Source organism: Salinicola endophyticus, from assembly GCF_003206575.1.
In the GTDB taxonomy this organism is placed as follows: Bacteria; Pseudomonadota; Gammaproteobacteria; order Pseudomonadales; family Halomonadaceae; genus Salinicola; species Salinicola endophyticus.
This window is the reverse complement of the sequence record NZ_PZJO01000010.1, coordinates 112195-135521: the sequence shown is the minus strand read 5'-3', so window position 1 is coordinate 135521 and position 23327 is coordinate 112195. Positions and strand designations below refer to the sequence as shown.

General features: G+C 67.2%; 24 protein-coding genes. 13 read left to right on the top strand and 11 right to left on the bottom strand.

Going from position 1 to position 23327, the window contains the following annotated elements; all coding sequences use genetic code 11:
• Positions 1-84: 84 nt before the first annotated feature.
• The 3 genes from DOM66_RS17705 to trmB form a co-directional block, all read right to left on the bottom strand.
• Positions 85-534: an META domain-containing protein gene (locus tag DOM66_RS17705; RefSeq protein WP_110677113.1), complete on the bottom strand. Its 450-nt coding sequence runs from the start codon at positions 532-534 to the stop codon at positions 85-87.
• A gap of 170 nt (positions 535-704) precedes the next feature.
• Positions 705-2153 (bottom strand): D-alanyl-D-alanine carboxypeptidase/D-alanyl-D-alanine endopeptidase, encoded by a 1449-nt coding sequence (dacB, locus tag DOM66_RS17700; RefSeq protein ID WP_110691051.1) that lies wholly within the window; start codon positions 2151-2153, stop codon positions 705-707.
• A gap of 61 nt (positions 2154-2214) precedes the next feature.
• Positions 2215-2874: a tRNA (guanine(46)-N(7))-methyltransferase TrmB gene (gene trmB / locus DOM66_RS17695; protein ID WP_110691050.1), complete on the bottom strand. Its 660-nt coding sequence runs from the start codon at positions 2872-2874 to the stop codon at positions 2215-2217.
• A gap of 328 nt (positions 2875-3202) precedes the next feature.
• Between trmB and DOM66_RS17690 the strand changes: the two genes are divergently transcribed.
• From DOM66_RS17690 to DOM66_RS17660, 7 genes are all read left to right on the top strand, one after another.
• On the top strand, positions 3203-5080 hold the full coding sequence (locus DOM66_RS17690; RefSeq protein ID WP_110677314.1) for a beta-ketoacyl synthase: 1878 nt from the start codon (positions 3203-3205) through the stop codon (positions 5078-5080).
• A 48-nt stretch (positions 5081-5128) separates the two neighbouring features.
• Positions 5129-5617 carry a pantetheine-phosphate adenylyltransferase gene (gene coaD, locus DOM66_RS17685; RefSeq protein WP_110677107.1) on the top strand — a complete coding sequence of 163 codons (489 nt, stop codon included), beginning with the start codon at positions 5129-5131 and terminating at the stop codon, positions 5615-5617.
• A 19-nt stretch (positions 5618-5636) separates the two neighbouring features.
• On the top strand, positions 5637-5885 hold the full coding sequence (locus DOM66_RS17680; protein ID WP_035475834.1) for a YfhL family 4Fe-4S dicluster ferredoxin: 249 nt from the start codon (positions 5637-5639) through the stop codon (positions 5883-5885).
• A gap of 58 nt (positions 5886-5943) precedes the next feature.
• Positions 5944-7305 carry an MATE family efflux transporter gene (locus DOM66_RS17675; protein ID WP_245392482.1) on the top strand — a complete coding sequence of 454 codons (1362 nt, stop codon included), beginning with the start codon at positions 5944-5946 and terminating at the stop codon, positions 7303-7305.
• A gap of 77 nt (positions 7306-7382) precedes the next feature.
• On the top strand, positions 7383-8696 hold the full coding sequence (locus tag DOM66_RS17670) for a short-chain fatty acid transporter (protein ID WP_110691048.1): 1314 nt from the start codon (positions 7383-7385) through the stop codon (positions 8694-8696).
• Positions 8697-9051: 355 nt separating this feature from the next.
• A complete protein-coding gene (locus tag DOM66_RS17665; protein WP_110677101.1) occupies positions 9052-9528 on the top strand; it encodes an acyl-CoA thioesterase in 477 nt (158 codons plus the stop codon).
• Between the two features lie 31 nt (positions 9529-9559).
• On the top strand, positions 9560-10633 hold the full coding sequence (locus DOM66_RS17660; RefSeq protein WP_188115214.1) for an ion transporter: 1074 nt from the start codon (positions 9560-9562) through the stop codon (positions 10631-10633).
• 96 nt (positions 10634-10729) lie between these two features.
• Here DOM66_RS17660 and DOM66_RS17655 read toward each other — a convergent pair whose 3' ends face one another.
• Entirely contained in the window at positions 10730-11269 is a 540-nt protein-coding gene (locus tag DOM66_RS17655) for a cytochrome b (protein ID WP_157958871.1), read from the bottom strand.
• Between the two features lie 127 nt (positions 11270-11396).
• Positions 11397-11717 (bottom strand): I78 family peptidase inhibitor, encoded by a 321-nt coding sequence (locus DOM66_RS17650; protein WP_157958870.1) that lies wholly within the window; start codon positions 11715-11717, stop codon positions 11397-11399.
• 205 nt (positions 11718-11922) lie between these two features.
• Here DOM66_RS17650 and osmF point away from each other — a divergent pair, with 205 nt between their 5' ends.
• Genes osmF through DOM66_RS17630 form a run of 4 tightly spaced genes read left to right on the top strand, consistent with a single transcriptional unit; the run spans position 11923 to position 15893 of the window.
• Positions 11923-12843 (top strand): glycine betaine ABC transporter substrate-binding protein OsmF, encoded by a 921-nt coding sequence (gene osmF, locus DOM66_RS17645; RefSeq protein ID WP_110677095.1) that lies wholly within the window; start codon positions 11923-11925, stop codon positions 12841-12843.
• 7 nt (positions 12844-12850) lie between these two features.
• Complete coding sequence (locus DOM66_RS17640; RefSeq protein ID WP_110691047.1) at positions 12851-14038, top strand: ABC transporter permease; 1188 nt, start codon at positions 12851-12853, stop codon at positions 14036-14038.
• Positions 14039-14052: 14 nt separating this feature from the next.
• A complete protein-coding gene (locus tag DOM66_RS17635; RefSeq protein ID WP_110691046.1) occupies positions 14053-15129 on the top strand; it encodes an ABC transporter ATP-binding protein in 1077 nt (358 codons plus the stop codon).
• Positions 15126-15893: an ABC transporter permease gene (locus tag DOM66_RS17630; protein ID WP_110691045.1), complete on the top strand. Its 768-nt coding sequence runs from the start codon at positions 15126-15128 to the stop codon at positions 15891-15893. The genes DOM66_RS17635 and DOM66_RS17630 overlap by 4 nt, the downstream gene beginning before the upstream one ends.
• A gap of 125 nt (positions 15894-16018) precedes the next feature.
• Here DOM66_RS17630 and DOM66_RS17625 read toward each other — a convergent pair whose 3' ends face one another.
• Positions 16019-17290: a hypothetical protein gene (locus DOM66_RS17625; RefSeq protein WP_110691044.1), complete on the bottom strand. Its 1272-nt coding sequence runs from the start codon at positions 17288-17290 to the stop codon at positions 16019-16021.
• Between the two features lie 145 nt (positions 17291-17435).
• Here DOM66_RS17625 and DOM66_RS17620 point away from each other — a divergent pair, with 145 nt between their 5' ends.
• Complete coding sequence (locus tag DOM66_RS17620) at positions 17436-17681, top strand: alpha/beta fold hydrolase (protein ID WP_110691043.1); 246 nt, start codon at positions 17436-17438, stop codon at positions 17679-17681.
• Here the strand turns inward: DOM66_RS17620 and DOM66_RS17615 are convergent.
• From DOM66_RS17615 to DOM66_RS17595, 5 genes are all read right to left on the bottom strand, one after another.
• Entirely contained in the window at positions 17656-18420 is a 765-nt protein-coding gene (locus tag DOM66_RS17615) for an SDR family NAD(P)-dependent oxidoreductase (RefSeq protein ID WP_110677083.1), read from the bottom strand. The genes DOM66_RS17620 and DOM66_RS17615 overlap by 26 nt on opposite strands.
• Positions 18421-18550: 130 nt before the next feature.
• Positions 18551-18910, bottom strand: coding sequence for a MarR family transcriptional regulator (locus DOM66_RS17610; RefSeq protein ID WP_110691042.1), 360 nt, complete (start codon positions 18908-18910; stop codon positions 18551-18553).
• Positions 18903-21257 carry an FdhF/YdeP family oxidoreductase gene (locus tag DOM66_RS17605; protein ID WP_110691041.1) on the bottom strand — a complete coding sequence of 785 codons (2355 nt, stop codon included), beginning with the start codon at positions 21255-21257 and terminating at the stop codon, positions 18903-18905. The genes DOM66_RS17610 and DOM66_RS17605 overlap by 8 nt, the downstream gene beginning before the upstream one ends.
• A 334-nt stretch (positions 21258-21591) precedes the next feature.
• On the bottom strand, positions 21592-22374 hold the full coding sequence (locus DOM66_RS17600) for a formate dehydrogenase accessory sulfurtransferase FdhD (protein WP_110677076.1): 783 nt from the start codon (positions 22372-22374) through the stop codon (positions 21592-21594).
• A 187-nt stretch (positions 22375-22561) separates the two neighbouring features.
• Positions 22562-22693, bottom strand: coding sequence for an entericidin A/B family lipoprotein (locus DOM66_RS17595; RefSeq protein WP_035475804.1), 132 nt, complete (start codon positions 22691-22693; stop codon positions 22562-22564).
• 208 nt (positions 22694-22901) lie between these two features.
• Between DOM66_RS17595 and DOM66_RS17590 the strand changes: the two genes are divergently transcribed.
• Positions 22902-23327, top strand: coding sequence for an HIT domain-containing protein (locus DOM66_RS17590; RefSeq protein WP_198651825.1), 426 nt, complete (start codon positions 22902-22904; stop codon positions 23325-23327).

Here is a 23327-nt window from a genome sequence, read left to right as displayed (position 1 = left end):
ATATCATCGTGATTCGGGTCGACGCGCCTTTGCAGGGTCGCGTCGCAAGCGCAGGCGGCGCGCGGGTGCCGCCCGCCGGCGGGATCAGTAGAGTGCCGTCGCGCGCAGCGTGGCCAGCGCCCGCTCGCGGCTATCCTCCAGCACCAGCCGATCGCCGCGGCGCGACAGATGCCGGGTGCGCGAGAGCACGTCGAGCCAGTCCTGCTCCTGCCCCTGCAGCGCCCCGGGGCAGGCGCGGCGGGTGGTACCCAGAGCCGAGAAACTCAGTGCATCGCCGGTATGCTGGTAACGCCCCATCAGCCGATTGCAGCCGGTCGAGCCACGCACGTGGCCGGCGGCGTTGAATACCAGATGCGCCTCGCGCTGCTGGTCATCCACCACCGCCGACTCGCCGCCCAGACTCTCCAGACGCCAGTAGGTATCGACCAGTGACTCGCTGGACGCCGGCGCAGTGTGGCCGGCACAGCCACCGAGCAGGCTTGCCAGCGCGAGCCCCAGCAGGGCGAGACGCAGGGAGTTGGGCAGCGTGAACATAGATAGAGACCTCCGGCGACGGATAGGACGGCGCGCCGCCTCGGTGGCACGCCGCTCGCAGCGGTGTGTACGAAAAGTCGGCGAGCGCAGGCCGTTTTCGTACAGAACCTGAGGCTATCTTCGCCCGACCTGGCCACTGTCGACAACTCGCGCCCCGTTCCGGGATCAGGTCAGTGGCTTTCGATCATCGCGGTCAGGTCCTCGGCGATCAGCGGCAGGCTCTCGCGCCAGGAGAGATACGGGGTCGAGGCGGTGCCGTTGATGAGCACCGCAAAACTGCCCCAGCGCCCCTCACGGGTGCGGAAGTAGCCGGCGATGGCGCGCACCGTGACCGGCTCGTTGAGAGTGCCGGTCTTGAGCATCACGTGATCCTGGAACACTTCGCTGCCGCGACGGATGAAGTGCATCGGCCCGTTGGTCGGCACCTGCATGCCGGCGACGAAGGTGGGGAACAGCGAGGCGTTGGCGTACATCGCCGCCAACAGCGCGTCCACGCTGCGCGCCGAGACGCGGTTCCCCGGGGTCAGCCCGCTGCCGCTCTTCAGCGTCGCTGGGCCGTGCCCCGGCAGGCCGGCGGCGAAGCGTTCTAGCATCGCCCCGGCGTCCGCCAGCTGCTGCTGGGAACCGACGGTGAGATCCATCGCCAGGGTGTCGGCCATGAAATTGTTGGAGTAGTTGAGGGTGCGCAGCAACAGCTCCTGCAGCGGCTTGCCTTCGACCGCGGCGAGCTGCGTGGCGGTCACCGGGGGCGGCTGCTGGCTCACCGCATAGCCGCGACCCACCGCCACCCCGGACTGCTGCAGCAGCGCCAGCAGCGTCTGGCCGGTCTGGTCGGCGGGGTCGGAGCTGGCCTTGTAGATCGCCTGGGGGAAGCTGTCGGCCGGAATCTGACCACTGACCTTGAGGGTGTCACCCTGGCTGTCGGTGACCCGCGCGGCGGAGAGACTCAGCGAGCCGTTGGCGGCGACCGTGCGCACCTGATTGTCGACCCGCAGGGTCGGCGTCACGGTATCGCAGCTGGTGATCCGTGCCGGCTGGCCCACCGCACCCGGCGCCACCGTGGCGCACCAGCTGCCGTAGTTGATCGCCGCCGACGACAGCAGCGCGCTGTAGGCGTTGGTGCCACGGGTCCGTGTCTCGCAGCGGTCGGTGGTGGTGCAGCGCACCGGACCGAAGCGCCACTGGCTGATCACCAGTTGGCCATCGACACGCTTGACGCCGCTCTCGCGCAGCTTCTGGATCAGCCGCCACAGCTCCTCGGAGGTGAGCGCCGGGTCGCCACCACCCTCGAGCACCAGGTCTCCGTGCAGGGTGCCGCCGGGATCGACGCTGCCGACCGAGACGAAGCGGGTGGTGAAGCGGTGCTGCGGGCCCCAGCGGTCGAGCGCCGCCGCCGCGGTATAGAGCTTGGTCACCGACGCCGGCGACAGCGCGCGGTCGGGGTCGAGCGCCCCGAGCACCTCGCCGCTGCCCAGCAGGCGTGCCTGGGCACTGATCGCAAAGCCCTTGTCGGCGAGCTGGGCGACGTGATCGAAACCCGCCGCCTGCGCGGCCAGCGAGAGCGTGGAGAGCGAGACCAGACAGGAGGCCAGAAAGCCCCGATACAACGCTTGCCGCATGATGAGAACGTCCGCACTGGGTGGAATGATTAGCGCATTAGTCAAAACCGATGCGCCGAGACTAGTCGAGATCGACCGCATAGCGCCACAGCGTCTGGCCACTCTCGGCATACTTGCGCTCGAACGGGGTCAGGAAAGTCTCCTCGGGGGTGAACGCGCCCCACTCGCCACGCCGGCCGCACAGTGTTTCCACCGCCAGCGCGAACTCCTCGACGTAGATCGCCCAGTTGGAGCGCAGCTCCAGCCGGCCGCCCAGCGCGATCAACGTCGGGAAGACCGGGTGACCGTGCCAGCGCTTCTTGAGCTGGGCGCTCTTGGGATAGGGGTTGGGATAGAGCAGATAGTGGTGCGCCGGGCGCCAGCCGGCATCCTGGGCCAGACGCCAGAAGTCGACCAGGTCGGCGCGTACCAGCAGCGCATTGACCGGCAGCTCGCCGTGGTCGCGGGAGAGCCGCTGCTCGCTGCGGTCGACCCCGATCACCGCGTGGTCGGGATGGGAGAGCGCCAGACGCCGGGTGGAGAGCCCCACCCCGCAGCCGGCATCGAGGATCAGCGGCTTGCCGCTGACGGTGAGCCAGGCCGCGGCGACCTCGAAGGCGTCGCGGGTGTGCTGGGCCGGCGGACGTTGCCATACGCTGGCGCGTGCACGCGCGACGCGCGCGGCGAGATCGCGATGGGGCCCACTCTGGTTACTGACGATAGCGCGCGAAGACGATTGCATGGCAGGAACACTGACGACCGGAAAGACCCGCCAGTCTACCAGCCTGAAAGCCGACGATCCTGCCACGCGAACCCTCCTCTCGGCACGGCCGCGGCATGACGACACGCACGCGCGGGTGTATCATCCCAGCCCACATTCAGCCAATCTTGGCAATACGCCCTTCGAAGGCAGGCGCGGTTCACCGTGTTTCGTCGATTCCCGCGATCGGCACGCGCCCTGTCGGGAGACGCCCTTTCTCGTCGCTGCGTCACTCCCTGTCTCGAAGAGCCCGATTGCCCCCAACGCTCACGAGGGACGTGGCTTGTCACATTTACCGGTGATCGTCGGCATGGGCGGCGTCAATGCCGCGGGAAGAACCTCCGGGCACCACGCCTACCGCCGCACGATTCTCGAAGCCCTGCCAGAGACGGCACAGACCCAGACCCTGGTGGCCCTGGCCACCCTCATGCGCCTGGTTACCCGCAGCGCGGATGGCGGCTGGGAGAACGCCGAGGGCGAAGCCCTCGACGCGCCCCAGATCGTCGCCCGCTATCGCGAGCACATCCTCGCCCACACCCTGATCCGCCGCATCGAGAGCGACGCCTTCGGCGCCGCGGGCATCCCCGGCAACCGCGAGCTGGCGATGACCTTCGCCGAACCGGTGCGCTTCACCACCTCGCGCCGGCAGCTGCCGCAGCCGCTGCCGGCGGGCTGGGAAGTGCGCGAGATCGACCGCCACACGGTCGAGGTCGCGGTGCCCGCGGGGGCGCTGCAGGCGCTGCTGCCGGAGCGCCGCCAGGCCGCCGTTCGCGCCGCCGGCCAGCTGCCGCTCGGCTTCGCCCCGGACACCTTCTATCGCAGCGTGCACCACCCGCGCGGGCTGTCGATGGCGATTTTCGGGGTCAGCGACTGTCTCGGCCAGAGCGGCCTCGACTGGGAGCGCGTGCGCGGCCAGCTCGACCCCGATGCCATCGCAGTCTATGCCGGCAACTCCATCGGCCAGCTCGACGATGCCGGCTGGGGCGGCATGCTCAAGAGCTTCGTCACCGGCAGCCGTACCACCTCGAAGCAGATGCCGCTGGGCTATGGCCAGATGCCGGCCGACTTCCTCAACGCCTACGTGCTCGGCAGCGTGGGCGCCACCGGCGCGATCCAGGGCGCCTGTGCAACCTTCCTCTATAACCTGCGTCTCGGGGTCGAGGATATCCGCCAGGGCCGCCGCCGCATGGTGATGGTCGGCACCAGCGATGCCCCGGTGACCCCCGAGATCATCGAGGGCTTCCGTGCCATGAGCGCGCTGGCCGACGACCAGAGCCTGATGGCGCTGGATGCGCTGGAGCTGCTCACCGACGCCGACTACCAGCGCGCCTGTCGGCCGTTCGCGCGCAACTGCGGCTTCACCATCGCCGAGGCCTCGCAGTTCGTGCTGCTGATGGACGATTCGCTGGCGCTGGAGACCGGCGCCCAGATCCTCGGCGCGGTGCCGGACGTGCACGTCAACGCCGACGGCTGGAAGCGCTCGATCTCGGCCCCGGGCATCGGCAACTACATTACCCTGGGCAAGTCGGTCGCTCTGGCGCGTTCGATCCTCGGCGACGACAGCGTGCGCCAGCGCACCTATCTGCACGCCCACGGCACCAGCACGCCCAAGAACCGCACCACCGAGTCGCACATCTTCGATCAGGTGGCGCGCGCCAACGGCATCGAGAACTGGCCGGTGGCAGCGATCAAGGCGTTCATCGGCCACTCCCAGGGCAGTGCCGCGGGGGATCAGATCGCCAGCGCCCTGGGCACCTTCGCCCACGGCTATATTCCGGGCATCCCGACGCTGGATGCGGTGGCCGACGACGTCTTCGCCGAGCGCCTGCGCTTCTTCCGCGAGCCGCTGGCGTTCGAGGCCGACGCCAGCTTCATCAATGCCAAGGGTTTCGGCGGCAACAATGCCACCGGGCTGCTACTCTCGCCGGCAGTGACCGAGCGTCTGCTGGTCAAGCGTCACGGCCAGCGCGCGGTGGATGCCTGGCGCGGGCGCCGCGAGCAGGCGCTGGCCGCCTCGGAACAGTACCGCGAAGCCGCCGACAGCGGCCGCTTCGAGGTGATCTATCGCTTCGGCGAGGGCGTACTCGAAGGCCCCGAGCTGGAGGTGGGTGCCGACGCCATCCGCATCCCCGGCTATGCTCAGCCGGTATCGCTCAAGGCCGACAATCCCTTCGGCTCGCTCGAGTGAGCCCACGCGAGCGTGCGCTGCGGCGGCAACCGGCAGGAGAGTGAGTGCATGAATACCGTGGTCTATCCCGGCACCTTCGACCCCATCACCAACGGTCATCGCGATCTGATCCAGCGCGCCGCGCGGATCTTCGACAAGGTGGTGATCGCGGTCGCCGCCAGCCCGCGCAAGCAGCCAGCGCTGGCGCTGGCCGAACGCGAGGCGCTGGCACGCGACGTGACCGCCGACTGGCCCAATGTCGAGGTGGTGGGCTTCGACGGCCTGCTCACCGAACTGCTGACACGGCTCGACGCGCGCATCCTGCTGCGCGGGGTGCGCGGCGCCACGGATTTCGAGTACGAGCTGCAGCTGGCCAACATGAACCGCGCCCAGTCGCCGGACGTGGAGACGCTGTTCCTGACCCCGGAGATCCAGAACTCCTATCTCTCCTCGACCCTGGTGCGCGAGATCGCGCGCCTCGGCGGGGACGTTTCCCAACACGTATCGCCGTGCGTGGTCGACGCACTCCGCCGGCGCTTCGCGATAGACGGCGCCTGAGCGCCGCGAGGACAGCCACATGGCCCTGATGATCACCGACGAATGCATCAACTGCGATGTCTGCGAGCCGGAGTGTCCCAACGACGCCATCTCGCCCGGCGAGGAGATCTACGTCATCGACCCCGCGCGCTGCACCGAGTGCGTCGGCCACTTCGACGAGCCCCAGTGCCAGCAGGTGTGCCCGGTCGACTGCATTCCGCTCGACCCCGAGCGCCCGGAGACGCGTGAGCAGTTGATGGAGAAGTACGAGATCATCACCGCCGCCTGAGCGGGTCGCGGTGGCCGCTGCGCCAGCGCACGCCTCTTCCCCGCCTGCAAGGATGCCCGTGGCCAGCCAGGACACCCCCCGCTACTCCACCCGCCACGTCTGGACGCTGGCGTGGCCGATCATTCTCTCCAATATCACCGTGCCCCTGCTGGGGCTGGTGGATACTGCGGTGGTCGGCCATCTGCCGGATTCGCGCTATCTCGCCGCGGTGACCCTCGGCGCCACGCTGTTCAGTTTCCTCTACTGGGGCTTCGGCTTCCTGCGCATGGGCACCACCGGCCTCACCTCGCAGGCGGTGGGCCGCGAGGACGACAGCGACGTGCGCCTGCTGCTGGCCCAGTCGCTGGTGATGGCGACGGTGATCGGGGTGATGCTGATCCTCTTCTCGCGACCACTGATCGCCGGCGGGCTGTGGCTGCTCGATGGCAGCGAGACGGCGATGCAGCTGGCCGCCGACTACGCCCATATCCGTATCTTCTCGGCCCCAGCGGTGCTCGCCAACTACGCCATCCTGGGCTGGTTCATCGGCCAGCAGAAGACGCGTATCACCCTGGCGATCCTGCTGCTGACCAACGGCGTCAACATCGTCCTCGATCTGCTGTTCGTGGTCGGCTTCGGGCTGGCCAGCGATGGCGTTGCCTGGGCCTCGCTGCTCGCCGACTACACCGCCCTGGCCTTCGGCCTGTGGCGGGTAGCGGTGCACTGCCGTCAGCTCGGCGGCTCGCTGTCGCGCCAGGCGCTGCGGGTGTGGGCACACTACGCCGCGCTGATCCGGGTCAATCAGCACCTCTTCGTGCGCACCCTGGGCCTGCTGTTCGCGCAGGCGTTCTTCACTGCCCAGGGGGCCAACTTCGGCGATACCACCCTGGCCGCGAACGCGGTGCTGTTGCAGTTCATCATGCTCACCTCCTTCGCCCTGGACGGCTTCGCCAATGCCGCCGAGGCGCTGACCGGGCGCTCGGTGGGCCGGCGCGCTTGGGACGACTTCGGCGACGCGGTGCGCGCGGCAGGCAAGCTCTCGCTGCTGGTGGCAGGGGGCGCGATGGCGCTGTTCGCCCTCGGCGGCGACTGGCTGATCGCGCGGCTCACCGACCTGCCAGAGGTACGCGCCACCGCCAGCGACTACCTGCCGTGGATGATCGCCATGCCGCTGCTGGCGGTCTGGAGCTATCTGCTCGATGGTGTCTTCATCGGTGCCACCGAGAGCCGCGCCATGCGCAACTCGGTCTGGCTGGGTCTGGCCGTCTATCTGCCGGTGTGGTGGCTGACCCGGGGCTTCGGCAACCATGGCCTGTGGTTCGCGTTCCTGGTCTTCACGCTGGTGCGCTCGGCCACCCTCGGTGCCTGCTATGTGCACTATCGGCGAACCCGCTGGCGTGCCGCCCCCAGGGCCGAAAGTGCCGCGGAATCAGTCAGCTAGTCGTCGACCAAGGTTGACTAATCAAGGCTCGGGGAATGCATTAGGCTGTACTGAAAACAACAGCGAGCCCCGTCGCCATGCTGCAGAAACTCTCCCGCCCCGCCGTCAAACTGGTCGAGCGCTACCTGCCCGATCCCTATATCTTCGTGCTGCTGCTGACACTGGTCGCCGCGCTGGCGGCGGTGCTGTTCGAGCAGCAGTCACCGCTGGCGGTGATGCGCTACTGGGGTGACGGCTTCTGGGGGCTGCTGGCCTTCTCGATGCAGATGCTGCTGGTGCTGGTCACCGGCTTCATGCTCGCCAGCTCACCGCCGGTCAAGCGCCTGCTCGACGCCCTCGCCGGCCTGGCCCGCTCCCCCGGCAGCGCGATCGTGCTGGTGACCCTGGTGTCGCTCGCCGCGAGCTGGATCAACTGGGGCTTCGGGCTGGTGATCGGGGCGCTGTTCGCCAAGGCATTGGCACGCCGGATAAGGGTCGACTATCGCCTGCTGATCGCCAGCGCCTACTCCGGCTTCGTCGTCTGGCACGGCGGCCTGGCGGGCTCGATCCCGCTCACCATCGCCACCCCGGGCCACTTCAGCGAGGCCCAGATCGGTATCATCCCCACCTCGCAGACGATCTTCTCGCTCTACAACCTGCTGATCGTCGGGATCCTGTTCGTGGTCATGCCGTTGATCAATCGCTGGATGCTGCCGGACGAGCGCGAGAGCGTCTACGTCGAGCCGTCTCAGCTCGCCGAGCCCGACAGCGCCGCGCCGACAGGCACCCCGCGCCCCGCCGACCGGCTCGAGAACAGCACCCTGCTGTCGTGGCTGGTGGGCATCCCGGGGCTCGTCTATCTGATCCACTACTTCGTCTTCGCCGACGGCGGGCTCAACCTCAACAGCGTCAACTTCCTGTTCCTGTCGCTGGCGATCGTGCTGCACCGCACCCCGCGCAGCCTGCTGACGAGTCTCCAGGAGGCGATCAAGGGCGGTGCCGGCATCGTCATCCAGTTCCCCTTCTACGCCGGCATCATGGGCATCATGATGCAGTCGGGGCTGGCGCAGTCGCTCTCCGAGATGTTCGTCGCCATCGCCAGCGCCGACACCCTGCCCTTCTGGTCGTTCATCAGCGCCGGCGTGGTCAACCTGTTCGTCCCCTCCGGTGGTGGCCAGTGGGCGGTGCAGGCGCCGGTGATGCTGCCCGCGGCCCAGGCGCTGGGCGCCGATGTGGCGCGGGTGGCGATGGGGGTGGCCTGGGGTGACGCCTGGACCAACCTGCTGCAGCCGTTCTGGGCCCTGCCGGTGCTCGCCATCGCCGGGCTCAACGCCAAGGACATCATGGGCTTCTGCCTGATCCAGCTGGTGGTGACCGGGGTGATCATCGGGTTGGGCCTGACGTTCTTCTAGGTCCCGTTTGAAAAGGACTACGCTCGGCAATACGGCGTTAAAAATCGGCTCACTGAACAACGTTCAGAACGTCCGAAGGACGGCCCGAAGGGCGAGCGGAGCGAGTCACATGCTCATTTACACCCTGTAAACTGGAACGCCAGCCCGGTCCGTCTTCGCCGATTTTTGCCTTGTCTTGCCTTCGCTCGTCAGCTTTTCAAATAAAGCTCATGCCCATAGGTATCGTGTCTGAACGCACCGCAATACGGGTAGTCACCCCGGATCTGTGGTACATCTGGCCCACGACAATACTGGGTCAGACAACGCCGAGGACACCGTGACGCCCGACGATTTCCCGCGACAGCACGAGCTGTCGATGACCGTTCTGATGACCCCCGACATGGCCAACTTCAGTGGCAAGGTGCATGGCGGGGCGATTCTCAAGAAGCTCGACGAAGTCGCCTACGCCTGCGCCAGCCGCTACTCCGGCAGCTATGTGGTGACACTGTCGGTGGATCAGGTGCTGTTCAAGCAGCCGATCCATGTCGGCGAGCTGGTCACCTTCCTCGCCATGGTCAATCATGTCGGTCGCTCGTCGATGGAGATCGGCATCAAGGTGCTGGCCGAGTCGATCCAGGAGCACGTGATTCGCCACACCAATAGCTGCTACCTGACCATGGTGGCGGTCGACAGCACGGGACACCCGGTCGAGGTGCCACCGCTGGCGTTGAAGACCCCGATACAGAAGCTACGCTTCGAAAAGGCCGCGATGCGCAAGAAGCTGCGCAAGCAGGAAGCCGAAGAAGAGCGCAACGCCACGACCGCCTACCGCCAGGGCCACCACGACGAGTGAGCCCCGGCGGTGGCACCGACAAGGAAGTCCGATGCCCGCAAGCGCGCCTCACGCCGCACCCACCAAGCGCCCGATCAGCCGCTTCAGCGAACGCCTGCTGCTGATCTGGGATATCGCCGTAGTGGTGCTGGTGGCAATCAATCTGGCCCTGCTGCTGTTCGACAGTCTCTACCTGATCCCGCCGCTCAATGAAGCCTTCGAGGCGCTGGCGCCGGGGCTCCACCACGCCTATCAGGTCAACGTGCGCGAGCACTTCTTCCGCATCGATCTGTGCTTCGTGGCGATCTTCATTCTCGATGTGCTGCTGGGCTGGATCATCGCCATCGCCCAGCGGCGCTACGCACGCTGGTTCTTCTACCCCTTCGTGCACTGGTACGACGTGCTCGGCTGTATCCCGCTCGCCGGGTTCCGCCTGCTGCGCGTACTGCGCGTGGTGTCGCTGCTGATCCGGCTACAGCGGCTGGGCGTGGTCGACGTGACCCGCTGGCCGCTCTACCGCTTCTATCGTACCTACTATGGCGTGGTGATGGAGGAGCTCTCCGACCGCGTGGCGATCAAGCTGCTGGGGGATATCCAGCACGAGATCCGTCAGAGCGACCACCTCACCCGGCGCGTCTCCGAGGAGGTGATTCAGCCACGCAAGGCGGCCCTGGTGAGCGAGATCGCGGCGCGCCTGGAGCGCACCATCGACAAGAGCTACGCCGAGAATCATCGCCAGGTTCACCGCTACGTCTCGGCACTGGTCGCGCGCACTCTGGAAGAGAATGCCGAGCTGCGCCGGCTCAAGCGTCTGCCCCTGGGCGATGCCGTGGCCGAGGGGCTCGAACGCAGCCTCGACGATATCGCCAACCGGGTGGTCCACGAGGCGATCGACGGCCTGCGCTCGCCGCACTTTCACTCGCTGCTGGCCGATCTGGTCGGCAGCGGCATCGATGCCTGGCTGCGCGTCGACAAGACCACCGATCAGGTGACCCAGCAAGTGCTGATCGACGTGCTCGAACTGCTCAAGCAGCAGGTCGCGGTGCAGCGCTGGAAACTCGAGATGGACCCGGAGCGTACCATCCGCGAGCGCGATGCCGCCCGCCAGGCCGCCGGCGAGCGCTGATATCGCCCAGACAGTGCGTGCAGGCGCCCCTGCCGAGGGCGGCGGAAGCGCCGCCCTCGGCAGGGGCCGGAGGGAGTCGAGCGTCGGGAGGTCGGGCTACTGCGGGTCGGCGGGGCGCCCGACCATGCGCTTCAGGGTGTCGTCGCGACGCCCGAAGTGGTGATGCATCGCCATCGCCACATGCCCCAGGATCATCAGCGTGATCAGCCAGGCGATCGGCTCGTGGACCATCCCCAGCGCTGCCGCCCAGGGTACGTCGGCGCCGGGAATCAGTACGCTGCCGAACGCATGGACACCGTAGCCGGAGCCCCAGGTCATGAGCACGCCGGAGAGCGGCATCATGATCAGCAGCGCGTACATCAGCACGTGTGCCCACACCGCCATCCGCTGCAGGCTGCCATCGTGAACCGGACGATGCCCGAGCTGCGACAGCGCCCACAGCGTGCGGATCGCCATCAGCGCGAGCACGCTGACCCCAATACTGGTGTGCCACGGCAGAATCATCTGACTGAAGGCGTTGCCATCCCACACTTCGTGCAGGAACACGCTGGAGAGCTGGACGATGACCAGCGCGGCCACGACCCAGTGCAGAAAGCGGGTCGCAGAGCCGTATACCTGGGGGGAGTCCTGCAGCATGGCGAAGGTTCCTTGTCGAGTCATCTCGTCCTGTGAAGGCGCGGATCATACGCCAAAACACGCGCCACCGCCTCTCAGCGGCGGCCGCTACCGCCCTTCACCCCTCGCGCCCTGGCGGCTTGCCGCGTCAGCCGCAGGCGAGCGACAGAATCCGGCGCTGGTCGTCGACCCGGATATCCAGCCGCCCGGGGCGGTGATCCATGGTGACCTGCTCACCCGGCTGGATCACGCGGATCTCGTCGGCACGGGAGCGGTCATCGATCCAGCGGCGGGTGGTCTCGTCGAGGATCTGACCGTTCATGCTGCCGACCGCCTGGGCACCGCAGCTATCCGCGGGCAGCGGCTTCATCATCGGCGGCGGGGGCGGCGCCTCGTCCGGTGCCGGCGCGGTGCTGCAGCCGGCCAGAAGCAGGCTGCCGAGCAGCAGGGTCGTGGCGGGGATCTTCATCGACATCTCCTTTGTACAGGGGGAAAGCGTCCTTGATTGGCTCCAGATTAGCACCTGCGACGCGGGAGAACAGCGATTGGTCGCTAGCGGATCGGCCCGCTAGACTCTCACCTAGCGTGCGGGGCAGTGTATCCCGCGACCATCGACAGCGACATCGACGACAATACCGGCGTGCCGCCAAGGCCGCCCAGCCAGGGACGACATCATGCGCAAGCTCCTCGCCATCGGCCTCGCCGCCGCCACCCTCACCGCCGCCACGGGCGCCGCTCACGCCGCCGACGCGCCGATCCGTGTCGCCTCCAAGATCGATACCGAGGGGTCTCTGCTCGGCAACATGATCGTCGAGGTGCTCGAGAACGCCAAGCTGCCGGTGGAGAGCCGCCTGCAGCTGGGGCCGACCAACATCGTGCGCCAGGCGCTGCTCTCCGGCGATATCGACCTCTACCCCGAGTACACCGGCAACGGCGCCTTCTTCACCGATACCACCGACGACCCGGCGTGGAAGAACGCCGCCGAGGGCTACGCCAAGATCCGCGAGATGGATCTCCAACAGCACCAGCTGGCATGGCTGACCCCGGCCCCCGCCAACAACACCTGGGCGATCGCCGTGCGCCAGAACGTCGCCGATGCCAACGATCTCAGCAGCATGGCCGACTTCGGGCGCTGGGTGGACAACGGTGGTGAGGTCAAGCTGGCCGCCTCGGCGGAGTTCGTCGAGAGCGATGCGGCCCTGCCCAGCTTCCAGCGCGCCTATGACTTCACCCTCGACGAGGATCAGCTGCTGGTGCTCTCCGGCGGCAACACCGCGGCGACCATCCGCGCCGCCGCCGAGGGCACCAGCGGCACCAACGCCGCCATGGTCTACGGCACCGACGGCGCCATCGCCGCCGCCCAGCTCAAGGTGATGGACGACCCCAAGGGGGTGCAGATGGTCTACGCGCCGGCCCCGGTGGTGCGCGAGTCTGTGCTCGAGGCGCACCCGCAGATCGCCGAGCTGCTCAAGCCGGTGTTCGCGTCCCTCGATCGCGAGACCCTGCAGCGCCTCAACGGCAAGATCCAGGTCGACGGGCTGCCGGCCAAGCAGGTGGCGCACGACTATCTGACCCAGCAGGGCCTGCTGGAGTGAGTCCGGCATGCCTCGGGAACACACCCCACGGGTGATCGGCAACCGGGTACTGCTGACCCTATGGCTGGCCGCAGCCATTGGCGTGGCGCTGCTGCCGTTCGCCACGCTCTCGCCCAACCGGCTGGTCTCGGGCCAGCCGGTGATGCTATGGCAGGCGCTGCCCGTCTGGCAGCTCGGCGGGCTGGGGCTGATCGCGGCGGGACTGCTACTGGCCGCGCTGGCGCGACCGCTGCCGCCACGCGCCGCTGACTGGCTGGGGCTGGCGCTGACGCTGCCGCTGCTCGGGCTGGCCCTCTTCGCCCTCGGCGACTACGCCCAGCGCGCCCTGGCCGAGGCCTCCCCCGCCGCCCGGGTCTCCCAGGGCGGCGCCTTCTGGCTGCTGCTGCTGGCGGCGGCGCTGATCGCCGTGGATGCGCTGCAGCGCCTGCGCCTGGGGCTGCTGTCGCGGGCGCTGTTCGCCCTGCTGGCGCTGGGCCTGATCGGCGCCTGCCTGGCGAGCGACCTGCTCGCCCCGCTGTCGCTGATGCGCGAATTCGCCAACCAGCGTGACATCTTCGTCGCCCAGGGCCTGCGCCATTTGTCCCTGGTCGGCGGTGCGCTGCTGCCGGCGCTGGCCCTGGGGTTGCCGCTGGGGCTCGTGGCAACCCGCAGCCGGCGCTGGCGCGATGGCCTGTTCAGCGTGCTCAACGTGTTCCAGACACTGCCTTCGATCGCCGTGTTCGGGCTGCTGATCGCACCGCTGGCGGCACTCGCCCACGCGGTGCCGTGGCTGGGCGAGCTGGGTGTCAGCGGCATCGGGGTAGCGCCGGCGATCATCGCCCTGGTGCTCTACTCGCTGCTGCCGGTAGTGCGCAACACCTACGCCGGCCTTGCCGGGGTGCCGGCGACGACGCTGGAGGCAGCCCGCGGCATGGGCATGACCTCGCGCCAGATCCTGTGGCGGGTGGAGCTGCCGCTGGCGCTGCCGGTAATCCTGTCGGGGCTGCGTATCGTCACCGTGCAGGCGATCGGGCTCACCGTGGTGGCGGCGCTGATCGGCGCCGGCGGCTTCGGCGCCTTCATCTTCCAGGGCCTGGGGCAGTACGCCATCGACCTGGTCCTGCTCGGCGCCATCCCCACCATCGTGCTGGCGGTGATCGCCGACTTCCTTCTGCAACTGCTGGTGGCCGCGAGCCGCCCGCCCGGCACCCGTTGACCCGGGGGAACCCCATGATCGAACTGCAAGGGCTGACCAAGACCTACGCCGGCAAGCGGGTGGTCGACGACGTCTCACTGACGCTTCAGAGCGGCGAATTCGGCGTGCTGATCGGGCCTTCGGGCTGCGGCAAGTCGACCACGCTGAAGATGATCAACCGCCTGATCCCGCTGAGCGAGGGGCGCATTCTGATCAACGGCGACGACGTCACCCAGCTGCCCGTGGAGCAGCTGCGGCGGCGGATCGGCTACGCCATCCAGTCCACCGGACTGTTCCCGCACTGGAGCGTGGCGCGCAACGTGGCCACCGTGCCGCAGCTGCTCAAGTGGCCCAAGGCGCGCATCGATGATCGGGTCGATGAACTGATGACGCTGTTTCAACTCGACCCGGCCGAATTCCGCGACAAGTACCCACACCAGCTCTCCGGCGGCCAGGCGCAGCGGGTCGGGGTGGCCCGGGCGCTCGCCGCCGACCCCGAAGTCCTGCTGATGGACGAGCCCTTCGGCGCGGTCGACCCGCTCACCCGCGAGACGCTGCAGGCGGAGATGAGGCGCGTCCACGCCAAGACCGGCAAGACCATCGTCTTCGTCACCCACGACATGGACGAGGCGCTGGCCCTGGCCACGCGTATCGCCCTGCTCAACGGCGGCCGTCTGGTGCAGTACGAGCGCCCCATCGAGATGCTGGTCGATCCCGCCGACGACTTCGTGCGCGAGTTCATCGGCCAGGCCGATCTGGGTCTCAAGTTGCTGTCGCGACGCTTTGTGCACCAGTACCAGCGCCGCGCCCGGCTGGCGCCGGAGACCGGGCTGGAGCGTCTCGACGAGCACGCCTGGCTGGTCGACGCCGAGGGCCGCCCCAGCGCCCTTGCCGGCGCGCGGCTGGATGACGCCGACGCCATCACCCGGGTCAAGCCCGAGTGGATCGCCACCCCCGAGATGAGCATGAAGGAGGCGCTGTCGCGGATGGTGTGGTACCGGGTGACCGCGCTGCCGGTGGTGGACCGCGAGGGGCGTCTGATCGCCGAGGTGGGCATGCCGGGGGTGATGGGCATCGAAGGCGACGGCGGTGCCATCGAGGCCGCGCCATGAGCGTCGCCGCCAACCGCACCGGCCGGCTGCGCCGCGCCGCCGCCGGCAACCTCACGCTGGCGCTGCTCGCGCTGCTGCTGGTGGGGCTGACGCTGGGTATGGGCCAGTTGGAACCGCTGTTCCGGGCGCTGTTTCCCGATCTCAGCCAGCCGCTCTACAGCCGCGACAGCTTTCTCAACCTGATGCTGGCGCATATCGGCCTGGTGCTGGTGTCGTCGCTGATCTCGGTGAGCGTCGGCGTGGCCGCCGGGCTCTTCGTCACCCGCCCCGCCGGGCGCGAGTTCGAGCCCATGGTGTCGTCGCTGGCCGCGATCGGGCAGACCTTTCCCCCCGCGGCGGTGCTCGCCATCGCCGTTCCGCTGGCCGGGTTCGGCTTCACCCCCACGATCATCGCGCTGTCGCTCTACGGCCTGCTGCCGGTGATCCAGAACACCATCGCCGGGCTCGGCACGGTCCCCGCGAGCACTCGCGAGGCGGCGCGCGGCAACGGCATGAGCGCGCTGCAGATCCTGTGGCGGGTGGAACTGCCGCTGGCGATGCGGGTGATCATCGCCGGGATTCGAGTCTCGGTGATCATCAACATCGGCACCGCCACCATCGGCTCCACCGTCGGCGCCAAGAGCCTGGGCACGCCGCTGATCGCCGGCCTGGTGGGCAATAACCTGGCCTACGTGATCCAGGGTGCGCTGCTGGTGGGCCTGCTGGCGATCGTCACCGACCTGGCGTTCGAGCGCCTGGAGCGTCGATATTCGTTCGGGGGATAAAAGCCCTACTTGAGGATCTCGGAAACCATTGGAAGATCGATGATATAGCTCCAAGTATTTGGACCGACGACATTGAATCTTCGCTTCAAACTTTTTTCACTTTTCAGCGACAGCTTATGGATGCATTAGATGACACCTGAGGTACAGCTCAATACGTCCTGAAATGCTGCTTCTCTCAAGCGATCGAGACGGAGGCAGCTCTCGGAGCCCGACAGTTCACCGTTACATTCCGTACTGATCCACTTCACGAGGAATCGTTTTTGAATCTCGTCCTCGATAGTGCATGCCTCTCGTTGACCACGACCTTTTCCATCAGCGACCACCGACTGCCAGTGCTCCCTGCTATACCAAGGACTGAATTCGACCCGCGGCTCTATCGACGCATGGCTGACCAATTTATCCAGATCGGCGGGTAGCGCATTCAGCAGTGCCGCACGGAGTCCAGGGGTCGCCCATCGCACGAGCGCGCGGCCACAATCCGGGGTAGCCGTCGGGTCGAGATTATCGGGACGCATGAGAATGCGCCCGGTCAGATAGCGTCTGGTATTCGAAGGATTGGCTTCGATGTGACCGCCAGAAAACCCAACAATTTTCAGCGGCTGACTGGCAAAAAGACCTCCAGCGTCACTTCGAAGCATAGCGCCATTGAGAGCACCAGATCTCAACGTATGGCCAAAAAGCAAGTCCCAAACGGCATCGAGATCGATCCGCATCTCCATACTGAATGAACAAGTTTCCCCACCGATCCGATCCGTGAGAAAGCCGCCCCATGCCGCGTCGTTAGTGTTGATCACAATGGAAGGCGGCAACAGCACGACATCAAGAGTCTTATCATGGAGTTCGAGCCGCGCCCGCAGCGTGCTCGGCACATGAGTCCCGACGGCCTCCAGTGCGGCCTGAGTCATGTAAAGCGAAGCGCCTGGCAGAACGCCGCCCATGACGATGTCCATTTTCCCTTGATCGAAACGATAGAAGCTAGGCACCTCATCGCGATCTAGGTGGGAGCCATAACGGCTTTTTATTTGATATTTTATTTCACGCACTCCGATGCGCATCAACGGGGTCAGCAGCTCCACTAACGCCGCCCGCGCCTCCGGTGTATCTTCGCGTAATGTCAGTATTATGCGAGTCGTGTTGTAACCACTAAACTTGTCCATAGCGTGACGAAGTTCGGAAACGCTAGGCGTGGACAAGACGACCCAAACTAGAGGCCCTAGCGTAGCGACTGTCAGCAGCCATCCCCATCCCGGGGGCTGTTTAGATTTTTTATCCTTTCGCAACCCCATTTGCTTAGCAACTCTATTTACAAGCAAACCCATGAGCGCCAGAAAAAACAGCATTGCAAGAGGAATAACAAAAGCCATGACGACAGAGAATATAATCTGAAGCATGCCCATACGCGTAAGGTCTCTATCTGACGCCACATAATTAGGAGCAAAATTACCAGAACTTGAATATGAACTGAAGCGCTGGAGGTTTTCTGAGGAAAGCGGCTACCTCCGTGTGCGATCATCTGATGCATAAAGCCGCGCCTACCGTGCCATGTGCAGCCTGCGCCGGCTCGATCTCACCGCGCGGCTGAGTGAGATCCGCTGCCCCACCCTGGTGGTGCATGGCGACCGAGACCCGGCACGTACCTGGCAGCACGCCATGGCACTGGACGAGGGCATCACCGGCGCCCGCCTGGCGCGGCTCGACGCCGGCCACACCCCGATGCTCGAGTGCCCCGGCCGGCTGTCGCAGGCGCTGGGCGACTTCCTGACTAGCCGAAATACTGGGCGCCATTGATATCGACAATACTCCCCGAGACAAAGGCAGCGCCGTCACTGGCCAGCCACAGGGCAGCCGAGGCGACGTCTTCGGGCACCCCGGCTCGCCCGGCGGGAATCCCGGCGATGGTATCGCGCTTGGAGGCCTCACTGGTGAAGGTCGCGTGGAACGGAGTGGCTTCGATAAAGCCCGGCGCCAGGGCGTTGACGGTGATGCCACGCCCGGCGACCTCCTTGGCCAGCCCGCGGGTGAAGCCGAACAGCGCGGCCTTGGCAGTGGCATAGGCGGTGGCACCGGGGTGGCCGCCGTTGCGCCCGGCCAGCGACGACAGCGTGATGATGCGCCCGCCCTCGGCGCCGAATAGTGGCAGCAGGTAGTGGGTCATCAGAAACACCGAGTCGACGTTGAGTGTCTGCACCTGACGCCACAGGGTATAGGGCATCTCCTCGATGCCAGCGCGCTGCACCAGACCACCGGCGTTATTGATCAGAATATCGACCCGGCCGCACTCGTCCCGCAGCCAGCCGGCGAAGTCGGCCACCGCCGCCTCGTCGGTGACGTCGAGCGCCCGTGCCAGCGCCGGTTCGCCACCGCTGGCGGTGAGCCCCTCGAGCGCCGCGGCATCGGGCTGATGCGTACGATAGGTGATCACCACGCGGGCCCCGGCCGCCGCCAGCGCGCGGGCGATGGCGTAGCCGATTCCCACACCACCACCGCTGACCACGGCGATACGGCCCTGCAGCTGCGATTCAGACATCGGGTTCCTCCTGGAAGAGACAGTGGTTTGACAGCGATGGCACGCCCGGGAGGCGAACGTCACGCGTCTGCAACAGGAGTCAGGATAGCGCCAGATGGGATAAGCGATGTCGGCCGTTGTCGTGTACGACCTAGGCGTCAGTGATCAGGCGCAGCCACAGTGCCGGGCTGGCGCCACCGCGCGCCTGGGTGTCGATCCAGCCGGCAGCTTCGAGCTCGGCGGCGGCGCGCCTGACCAGCGCGTGCTCGATGCCCAGATGACGCGACAGCTGGGCGCTGGATAACCCTGCACGAGACAGCTCTGAACGGGGCTGCGCTGAATGGGCACTGTCAGGACTGGCCAGCTCCGCCCTCTTCCCCGGGCCGGCGCCGCGCAGCGACGCCAGCAGCAGTACCGCCAGCGGATCGAGCTCGGGGTGTGCCGCCTGGAGCGCCGTGAAACGACGCTCGAGGGCGGCGATATCGAGCTCGGGTTGCCCGCGCTCAGGCAAGGCGCGCGCTCGCTGCCAGACGCACGGCGACCGACTTCGATGCCGGCGTGTGGCTCTGCTCGCCCTTGTGATCGAGCGGGATCAGCGGATTGGTCTCCGGATAGTAGGCAGCGGCGCAGCCGGCGGGCGTGTCATAGGCGACGATCTTGAAGCCGTCGGCACGCCGTGTCACGCCATCCTCGGACTCGCCGATCAGATCGACCCACTGCCCGGCGGCGAAGCCCAGCCGCGCGATATCCTCCTGATTGAGGAAGATCACCCGGCGGCCGTTCTCGATGCCGCGGTAACGGTCATCGTAGCCGTAGACCGTGGTGTTGTACTGGTCGTGGGAGCGCATCGTCTGCAGCGTGATCCAGCCCTCCCGGACGGCGAGGCGCTGGTGCATCACCTCGGCCGGCAGCGCATCGTCGGAGAACTCCGCCTGGCCGCTGGCGGTGTCGAACTCGCGCCGCGCCACCGGGTTGGCCAACCAGAAGCCGCGCGGCTCACGCACCCGGGTATTGAAGTCGTCGAAGCCGGGAATCACCGCGGCGATATGCTCGCGAATGCGGTCGTAATCCTCGCGCAGCGTTGCCCACGCCACGCTGTCCTCGTCTCCGAACAGGCGCTCGGCGATGCCGGTGAGAATCGCCACCTCGGAGCGCAACGCCTTGTCCGCCGGGCGATTGATGCCCGCCGAGCCGTGCACCATGCTCATCGAATCCTCGACCGTGATCAGTTGCGCCTGACCCGCCGCGTTGCGATCGATCTCGCTGCGCCCCAGGCACGGCAGGATCAGCGCCTCGCGCCCGGTGATCAGATGGCTACGGTTGAGCTTGGTACTGATGAAAGCAGTCAGCGCGCAGTTGGCCATCGCCTGCTCGGTGACGCCGCTATCGGAGATGGCGCGGGTGAAGTTGCCGGCCAGGCCAATGAAGACCTTGCCCGGCTGGTCGCGCATCGCCTTGACCGCGGCCACCGAGTCGACCCCGTGGTGGCGCGGCATGGGGCACTGATAGTACGCCTCCAGCGCGTCGAGCAGCGCATCCGCGGGTTTCTCGAAGATCCCCATGGTGCGATCGCCCTGGACGTTGGAGTGGCCGCGCACCGGCGAGGTGCCGGCGCCGGGCTTGCCCAGGTTGCCGCACAGCATCAGCAGGTTGACGATCTCGCGCACGGTGGCCACCGAGTGCACATGCTGGGTGATGCCCATGGCCCAGCAGGCGATGGTGGCACGCGAGCGGGCATAGAGCTCGGCAGCCTCGCGCATTTCGCGCACCGACAGCCCAGACTGCGCCTCGAGATCGGCCCATTCGGTGGCCTCGACCCGGACCCGGTAAGCCTCCAGATGCGCGGTGTGCGCGGCCAGGAAGGCGTGGTCGAGCACGGCATCACCGGCGGCATCGCGCTCGAACAGCGCCTTGGCCATGCCGCGCACGGCGGCCATGTCACCACCCAGCTTGGGGCGGAAGTAGAAGGTGCTGATGCGATGGCTGCCGTTGTGCAGCATCTCCATCGGCTTCTGCGGGTCGGCGAACTTCTCCAGACCGCGCTCCTTGAGCGGGTTGAAGGAGACGATGGTGGCGCCGCGCTCGGCCGCTTCGCGCAGCACACCCAGCATGCGCGGGTGGTTGGTGCCGGGGTTCTGGCCGAACACGAAGATCGCCTCGGCGCGCTCGAAATCCTCCAGCCGCACGCTGCCCTTGCCGGTCCCCAGGGCCGCGGTGAGCGCCACACCGCTGGCCTCGTGACACATGTTGGAGCAGTCCGGCAGGTTGTTGGTGCCGAAGCGTCGTGCCAGCAGCTGGAATATATAGGCCGACTCGTTAGCGGCCTTGCCCGAGGTATAGAAGATGGCGTCGTCAGGGGTCGGCAGCGCCTTGAGTTCCTGCGCCACCAGGTCGAGCGCGGCCTCCCACGTGATCGGCTCGTAGTGATCGGTCTCGGCGTTGTAGCGCATCGGCTCCACCAGCCGCCCCTGATCCTCGAGCTGATAGTCGTCCCAGGTCTTGAGTTCGCTGACGCTGTGGCGCGCGAAGAACTCGCGCGTGACGCGCTTGGCGGTGGCTTCCCAGGTCACCGCCTTGACCCCGTTCTCACAGAACTCGAACGACGAGCCGTGTTCCGGGTCGCCCCAGGCGCAGCCGGGGCAGTCGAAGCCGTCGGGCTGGTTGAGCTTGAACAGCGAGCGCGCGTTGAGCAGCGGCGAACGGCTGTGCCACAGATGCTTGCCCACCGACTTGAGCGCGCCCCAGCCGCCGGCCGGGTTGCGATAGGAGAAGACCTTGGGATCGCGGGCCAGGCCCGCCAGCGGCGGCTCTTGGGCGGCTACGGAGGGGGCGTCAGGGGCTTGGCGAGACTGGGACATGGGGTTCCTTGCTGCGTGAAGGCGTGCGCGCGGCCACCTCGCCAGCGGCCGCGCGGCGCGCGCTGACAGGAGATCGCCTCGATGGCAGGGGCGAGACCGGCTGGAGATCGGGCCATACGGGCGTGAGGCGACAGATCGCCGCCCGGCGCCCAGGCATCGATTAATACCAAAGTATAATGTGCAAGTATAGTACGCCCGCTAACTAGTGGCTGTCGATACAGCCACCACTGAGGGCGTCAAGGCATGGCTTATCGGCCCCGCCGCGCCGAGCTTGAGCGCGTCGGTCCGAGACTTGGTGGATCGGAATAGCGGATCGGGCCAGCGGATCGAAGGATCAGCGGTCGCCTCGGCTCATCAGTTCGAGCCGCCGGCCGCGGTGGCAGTTGATCAGGGTGAGATTGCAGGCACGCGCCACTTCCACCGCCAGGCGCGAGGGGTAGGAGAGCGTCGCCAGGGTGGCGATGCCCGCGCGGACGCTCTTCTGCACCAGCTCCAGGCTGCAGCGGCTCGAGGTCATCGCCCAGGCGGCCTGACGGCCCTGGCGCAGCCCTTCACCGATCACCTTGTCGAGGGCATTGTGACGGCCGATATCGCGACCTGCGGCGATCAATTCGCCGTCGGCGGCGAAGCTCAGGGCCAGATGCATGCCACTCTCGGCACGTGCCTCCAGCGACGCCAGCCCGGTGCGCAGCGCCGTCGGGGCGGGAGGGCTGGCCGGCGCCAGGCGCGTCAGCCCGAACAGCAGCTGCGACTCCTCCTGCACGCCGCAGGCGCCGCAGCCACTGGTGGTGGTGGTGGCCCGCGCCTGCCCTGCCGCGCGGCGCTCGATACGCGCCGCCACGCCCAGGCGCACGCGGTGGCCATGGCGGCTGTTCTCGCAGGCCAGCGACTCGATATCGGCATAGCGGTCGATCACCCCTTCGCTGAAGGCGAATCCCACGGCCAGTGCCTCGAGCTGATCCGGCGTCGCCAGCACGGTGGCGTAGGCGGTGTCGTTGAAGAGAATCGAAACCGGCCGCTCCTGCGGCCCCGGCAGCGCGGCGAGATCGGTCTCGCTGCTGTCGTGGTAGGCGTCGGGAGCGTCATCGCCCTCTGGCTGAGAGACGGCCTGGGGCATGGAATGAGGAGAATCTGGCGTCATCGGCTGTCGCGGCTCTTCACGGGAAGCGGAAATCGAACCGAGCGGAGTTCGGTGGACGGAAAGATCGAGCGTAGCGGAGAGAATGCGCGAAGGGATAGCAGCAAGGCGGTATTCAAGGTCGTGCACGAAGCGTCCGGCGGCTCGCCGCCGGACGCTTCCCACCTCAGTTGGCGGCGTCCTGTACCGCTTCGCCACCCTCTTCGATGTCCTGGCCCGCGCCGCTGACGGTATTGCATCCGGAGAGGATGCCGGCACCCAGCAGGGCGAGCAGAGACAGCGCAATGAGTCGTTTCATCGTTATCGTCCTCCTTAACGTTTCTTGGCGAGTGGCCCGAGATGCCACCGGAGCCGGATTCTGGCCGGCTCAGTGTCAACATAGCAGAGGCGCACCCGGTGCGCGTCGTCCCCGGTCGCCGGCGCCCAGCCGCGGCCGAGGCGCTCGACGCCGGCGCCTGGCCGCCCGTAGAGTAGGCGCTTTCTGACGCCGATCTGCCGGAGCCGCCATGCCGATCTTCACCCTCGACCCCCGCCTCGCGCAGGATAGCCTGCAAGTCACCGACCTGGGGCTGTGCCAGCTGCGGCTGAGCCGCGATGCCCGCTACCCCTGGGCGATCCTGATTCCGCGGCGCCCCGAGGTGATCGAGCTCTACCATCTCGAGACCGAGGAGCAGGCCCAGCTATGGCGCGAGGGCACGCGCCTGGGCGAAGCGATGATGCGCCACTACGCGGGCGACAAGCTCAATGTGGCAACGCTGGGGAACATGGTGCCGCAGCTGCATCTGCACGTGATCGTGCGCACCCGCGGGGATGACGCCTGGCCGGGGCCGGTCTGGGGCCAGGGCGAGGCGCGCGCCTATACCGAGGCCGACCTGGAGACCCGCCGCGGCGAACTCGAGCGGCTGGCGCGCGAGGCCGGTCTCCTCGCCTGA